2 protein-coding genes and 2 pseudogenes are annotated in these 5711 nt (G+C 41.5%); 3 read left to right on the top strand and 1 reads right to left on the bottom strand.

Annotated elements, in window-relative coordinates; genetic code table 11:
• Positions 1-224: 224 nt before the first annotated feature.
• The 3 genes and pseudogenes from QT996_RS27970 to QT996_RS27960 form a co-directional block, all read left to right on the top strand.
• Positions 225-780: pseudogene (locus tag QT996_RS27970) on the top strand (IS1 family transposase); the annotation flags it as partial.
• 429 nt (positions 781-1209) lie between these two features.
• Positions 1210-2304 carry a glycosyltransferase gene (locus QT996_RS27965; RefSeq protein WP_333050722.1) on the top strand — a complete coding sequence of 365 codons (1095 nt, stop codon included), beginning with the start codon at positions 1210-1212 and terminating at the stop codon, positions 2302-2304.
• Positions 2305-2343: 39 nt separating this feature from the next.
• Complete coding sequence (locus QT996_RS27960; RefSeq protein WP_333050720.1) at positions 2344-4581, top strand: polysaccharide biosynthesis tyrosine autokinase; 2238 nt, start codon at positions 2344-2346, stop codon at positions 4579-4581.
• Between the two features lie 48 nt (positions 4582-4629).
• Here the strand turns inward: QT996_RS27960 and QT996_RS27955 are convergent.
• Positions 4630-5342, bottom strand: a pseudogene (locus tag QT996_RS27955) (IS1 family transposase).
• Positions 5343-5711: the final 369 nt, after the last annotated feature.

The raw sequence follows: 5711 nt of genomic DNA, 5'->3' as shown, positions 1-5711 counted from the left end.
TCTCTTGTTTCATCTGTAGAAAAAATTATTAAAGAATTTGGAGATAATTATGTAATTAATTTTGCTTAACTACTTATCGCTTTCGCGTGGCTGTAATGAACCATGTAATTATAGTTCATGTTATCTTATCTTCTCTGTTTAACCCTCACAAGTGAGTGTCAGTAACATGATACCTCATCTTTCTGAGAAAGGCTATAATTGTATCATAGTCTTGATAATGATTTAGGATTGCTATAGAACGCCTCTATCTTGCCGGCATCGCCCGTCCCCTCAAGGTTTCGGAGCAAGGGCTCCAAGATTATGTTAACCGGAAATACGCCCTCTTTACCCCGAACCGTACAGGTGTCATCAAAAAAAAAAGGAAAGCTAACGATTCAATGTGATGAATTATGGTCATTTGTAGACAATAAAGGCAATAAACAGTGGATCTGGTTAGCCTTAGACGCCAAGACCCGTGAAATTGTGGGGGTTTACATTGAGGCAAGAGACTCTGCAGTCGCGAGTGAATTATGGAAATCCTTACCGCCGGTTTATCGACAATGTGCCGTCGCCTACACGGATTTCTGGGCGGCTTACTCGAAGGTGTTACCCAGCAAGCGACATCAGGCGGTCGTCCAAGAGACGGGTAAAACCAGTTATATCGAGCGCTTCAATAACACTCTCCGACAACGGGTGTCTCGTTTGGTACGAAAGACCTTATCTTTTTCCAAGTCGTTAAATAATCACATCGGTGCGATTTGGTATTTTATCCATCACTACAATTTATCATTACTTGTTTAGGACTACCTGTGCCATTTGGGGGGTGCGGAATGTGGGTTAGATGGGTCTGAAAAACTTCTGCGTAGGTGATTGCCGACACAGTGGTTGCCAGTAGGGGGTATCATACTGACCGTATAGGTAAGTAATCGGCTTCATGTACAAGGCAAGACACCAGTAATTCCGCCTAAGCCCAAGCGATGTAACCCTCGTACTCACGATCTGGACTTCTACAAGGCTCGCCAACGGAATTGAAAACTGATGATCCCAACTGAAGCAGTATCGGGCGATTACCATACGTTCGTCTAACCTGTAACCAACTTTCTCGGTGCGATTTACCTTGGTGCTTCCGTTATCTGGTTGAATTGATGACGTGCTCTAGGAACGGTGAAAGAAGAAATATTTGTACAATGGCCTTGTCCGTGTCGGATGATATAACATAGAGAGAGTATTATGAAAGTTGCATTAGTCCATGATTACTTGACACAACCCGGTGGGGCAGAGCGGGTATTTGAATTGTTGTGTAAACACTACCCTAATGCTGACATTTTTACGTCTCTGTACGACCCCGAAAAAACCATTAATTTAGGGGATCGCGAAGTTCGGACCACGGTACTTCAGAAGGTTCCAGGCGCAAGTAAGAATTTTAGGCTAATGGCTCCATTTTATTTTTCAGCCTTTCGAGCCTTGGATCTACAAGATTATGATCTAATTATCAGCAGTACCACCAGCTTTGCTAAAGCTGTGCGAAAAAAACCAGGAGCAAAACATATTTGTTTTTGTCATAATGTCACCCGTTTTTTGTGGGATACCAACACATATCTTCGAGACTATGCTACCTATCGAAATATGGCTGGTATGCTCGGACCAATTTTTAAGCAGATGAGAAAAGCCGATTTAGATTCGGCTCAGGAGCCAGATTTTTACATTGCTAATTCCAGCACAGTTGCCAGTCGTATCCAGCAATTTTATGGAAAGCAATCAGTTGTGATTAACTATCCCATTGACATCAAAAAATTTATTTTTTCCAAAGATAAGGAGGACTTTTACTTAACCTCAGCTCGTCTTCTTGGTTACAAACGCATCGATATAATTATTGAAGCATTCAATTGGCTGGGATGGCCACTATTGATCACCGGCGATGGCCCAGAGCGAGAGCGTCTTGAGTCTAGAGCTTTAAAAAATATTAAATTTCTAGGTCATGTCAAGGATGAAAAACGTAGTCGGTTGATGTCTAAAGCTCGTGGTATGATTGTTGCAGCATTGGAAGATTATGGCTTAGTTCCAGTGGAAGCCAATGCTAGTGGAACACCCGTCATTGCCTATGGTAAAGGTGGTGTATTGGATACTCAGATTCCAGGTGAGACTGGGCTTTTTTTCAATGAACAAGCACCTCAATCTCTTCAAGAAGCACTAATTAAGTCCAGGAAAATTGCCTGGGATTATGAGAAAATTCGAGATCATGCGATCGGTAACTTTTCCGAAGATGCTTTCTTTAAAAAAGTAGACAAGGTGATTCGGGAAGTTTGCGGCTATCATCAGCCATAAATATATTTGGTTTAATAGATTTATGATCGAGGCATAGAAGTGACTGAAAATAATATCAACTCAATTGATGAAACAGAAGCGGGCTATGGAGAACTATTTGGAGTTTTAATCCGTAGACGCTTTTGGTTGCTAAGTGTTTTGTGTGTTGCCTTGGCTGGTGCCACTGCAATAGCATTGAAGGAAAAGCCTACCTATACAAGCTCCATGCAGCTCCTGGTAGAATCTAATTATCAAGGCAAAAAAAACAGTAAAACAGATAATCAATTTGCTGATTCTAATGTTGAGATAGACAATGCTACTCAGCTTAGTCTCATGCAAGGTTCTGAGCTCCTCCAAAAAGCCGTGAAATTGCTTCGTCCTCAATACCCAGGGATCGATGTAGAGCAGATTAAAAAATCCTTAGTCGTCACTCAAGTGGCGGATGAGAAGGCAAAAGCCCAGACTAAAATTTTTGAAGTAACTTACACGGCTAATAATCCGACTGAAACCCAGAAAGTGCTACAAATAATGCAACGGGTTTATCTAGATTACAACCGAGAACAACAAAGACTACGTTTAACTAAAGGTCTTGCCTTCATTGATGAACAATTACCAAATGTTCGTGCGAAAGTTGCTCAAGTTGAGGGGAATTTAGAACAGTTTCGCAAAAATCAAAATCTGATTGAGCCGGAAGGACAAGCAAAAGCTCTGACTGATGCAATTAACGCCATTCAGCAGGAGCGACGGGCAAACCAGGCGAGCAGAAAAGAGCTTCAAGCTCAATACGAATCTTCGCAACGGCAACTTGCTAGTTCTCCGCAGGAAGCGCTCTTTTCAGCAAGGCTGAGTCAGTCTTCTCGTTATCAAGCCTTACTCAATGAAATCCAAAAAACAGATTTAGCCATCGCCCAGCAACGAATACGTTTCACTGACAGAAACCCGGTTATGCAAAAGCTGCTCTCCGAGCGAAACAAACAACTAAGTCTCTTGGAAGCAGAAGGGCAACGTGCTACACCAGAAGTGTCTGGTCAGATATCGGGTACGAAAGAAAGCCTTTTGCAAGCAAGGCAACTAGGTCCAACTGACTTAACTATCGCTACTAAGCTTATCGATATTCAGACTAATTTAAAAGGCTTAATTGCGCGGGACGAAGCACTTGCCAGAAAAGAGGATCAACTCCGTGTAGAACTCGATCGATTTCCTAATCTATTGGCTAAGTATACTCGTTTACAAACAGAGATACTACTTAAGCGTGAAACATTTCAACAGTTAGAGAAAGCACGACAGGACTTAAGTCTGGAAATTGCCAGAGGTGGATTTGATTGGCAAGTTGTCGAAATACCGCAGCCTGGTAAAAAGAGTATTTCCAAAAAACAACAGAACATTATGCTGGGTGTCGTAGTTGGGTTGTTCTTGGGTGTTGCTGTAGCTTTTGCTCGCGATATGTTGGATGATTCTATTCATAGCTCGGATCAGTTAACAAAAGTGGTTCCTCTGCCTCTACTAGGAATGACTCCACAGCTACCTCTAGCCAAGAAGAACAAACTAATCATTCAGCTACCGTTCGGCAAGAAGCGTCAAGTTTCTCCTAGTTCGGCAACCGAACCAATCATCAAGCTACCTTTCGGCAAGCCTGAAGGTGCCGAGCCTTGCACGATTGAAGTAATTCATAGTCCACCAGCTTGGAAATCCTTTGACTTAATTTATAAGAACATTCAACTTCAAAATTTTGGTTCGAGCTTCAGTCCTTTAATCATTACTTCAGCATTGGATGGTGAGGGAACATCAACGATCGCATTAGGTTTAGCCATTAGTGCTGCGCGTCTACATCAACGGGTACTGCTAATTGATGCTGATTTCCATCAGCCGATGCTGCATAAACAGCTCAATCTCCCTAATGAGTATGGGCTTTCAACTCTGCTGGAAAGTAACGCTACGATGCTCATACGCAGTCATATTCCAGGATCAGACCTATATATTGATATTTTGACTTCCGGGTCAATACCCCATGATTCAGTGAATCTGTTAAGTTCTCCTCAAATGCAAAGATTAATGACAGGGTTTGAGCAGGCCTATGATTTAGTTCTGGTGAATGCACCTCCTGTTTTAGGGATGGTAGATAGTCTGTTGCTTGCATCCTGTTGCCGGGGGGTAGTGTTGGTGGCACGTATTGACCTGGTAACAAAAACCGCGCTGACTGAGACTACGGCTATGCTGAAGAAGTTAAATGCGATCGGGATGATCGCAAATGGGGGTATTAGTCTCAAAAAGGGCAACATACCCAGTGTCAAGTCATAGAAACGTTCTATATCAGGTAGTCCGGCATAGCAAGGAAAATCAAGGGTTTTAATTGATAGATAAACTGGCGTTATACTCATGGATAAAATACCAAATATCCCAATATGATTGGAGAGTTTTTTGGAGAATGAAAGAGTTTTTTTCACCAATCTAGATATTCTTTGTCTCATCGTATTATTAAATCTTTCTATATAGTTTGTCAGACCAGTCTCCTTTCCTACTGCCTTGTATCTTTTTTGAGGAAAAACTGTTCCATAGGCGCTCCAGAAGTCTGTATAACTTACGGCACATTGACTCTGGAACTGGTCGCACAAGAATCCCATAATCCTTGAGCGCCACCTTGCTCTCTTTTGCCAATATATACTCCTACAATTTTTTTGGTTGAGGCATCAATTGCCAGCCAACTCCACTGCTTGTTATCCTTATGGCCCACAAATGACCACATTTCATCACATTGAATTGTTAGCTTCCCTTTCTTTTTTGACTTCACTTCTACTTCTCTTTTTACAGATCCTAATTTTTTATTAACATAGTATTGCAACCACCGTTCCGAAACCCCAGTCGCCCTCACAATCCCAGCCAGAGATATCTTTTATAATAAAAGTCTATCTATCAACTCTTTTGTTGCTGATGAAATCGGTTGATGTCTGGGAGCCATGACGAATTGTCTTCCACAATCTCGACATTTAAAATTTTGCTAATCGCTAGCGAGTGCGACCATTTTTCCCGATGTATTCAGAGTTACATTTGGGACAGTTCATAAGCTAAAATTTAAGGTAGGTTAAAAGAATAAAATTATAACACATTTTCCTTGCTATGCAGGACTCCCTATATGTATCCGCTCAATAAATCGGGGTAAGTAACCACACACAATTAATTACATAAAGGCTCCTTGCTAGGCAAGGGTTTCAGTAGAAATATTATGTAATTAATTCGGAACTACTACTTAACAGTAAAAAAAGAAGGTTCACAATCTAGGCACAGCATGGTAGAATATGACATATTATTAATCATAAAATCAAGAATGTCATAGTCTTTTTTAGCCACTCAAGTCGGGAGCATCCCGGTTTTGCGCTTTTGAGCATCAAACGGATATTGATCCGTTAAGGTAGGCGCACCGAAGCTTAAGC

It is taken from the genome of Microcoleus sp. S13C4 (genome assembly GCF_036700865.1).
In the GTDB taxonomy this organism is placed as follows: Bacteria; Cyanobacteriota; Cyanobacteriia; order Cyanobacteriales; family Microcoleaceae; genus Microcoleus.
This window is presented reverse-complemented; position numbering and strand designations above follow the sequence as displayed.

Bases quoted from the DNA above. Each gene is read 5' to 3' on its own strand.
- QT996_RS27965 (WP_333050722.1), top strand. From the start codon at position 1,210: ATGAAAGTTGCATTAGTCCATGATTACTTGACACAACCCGGTGGGGCA.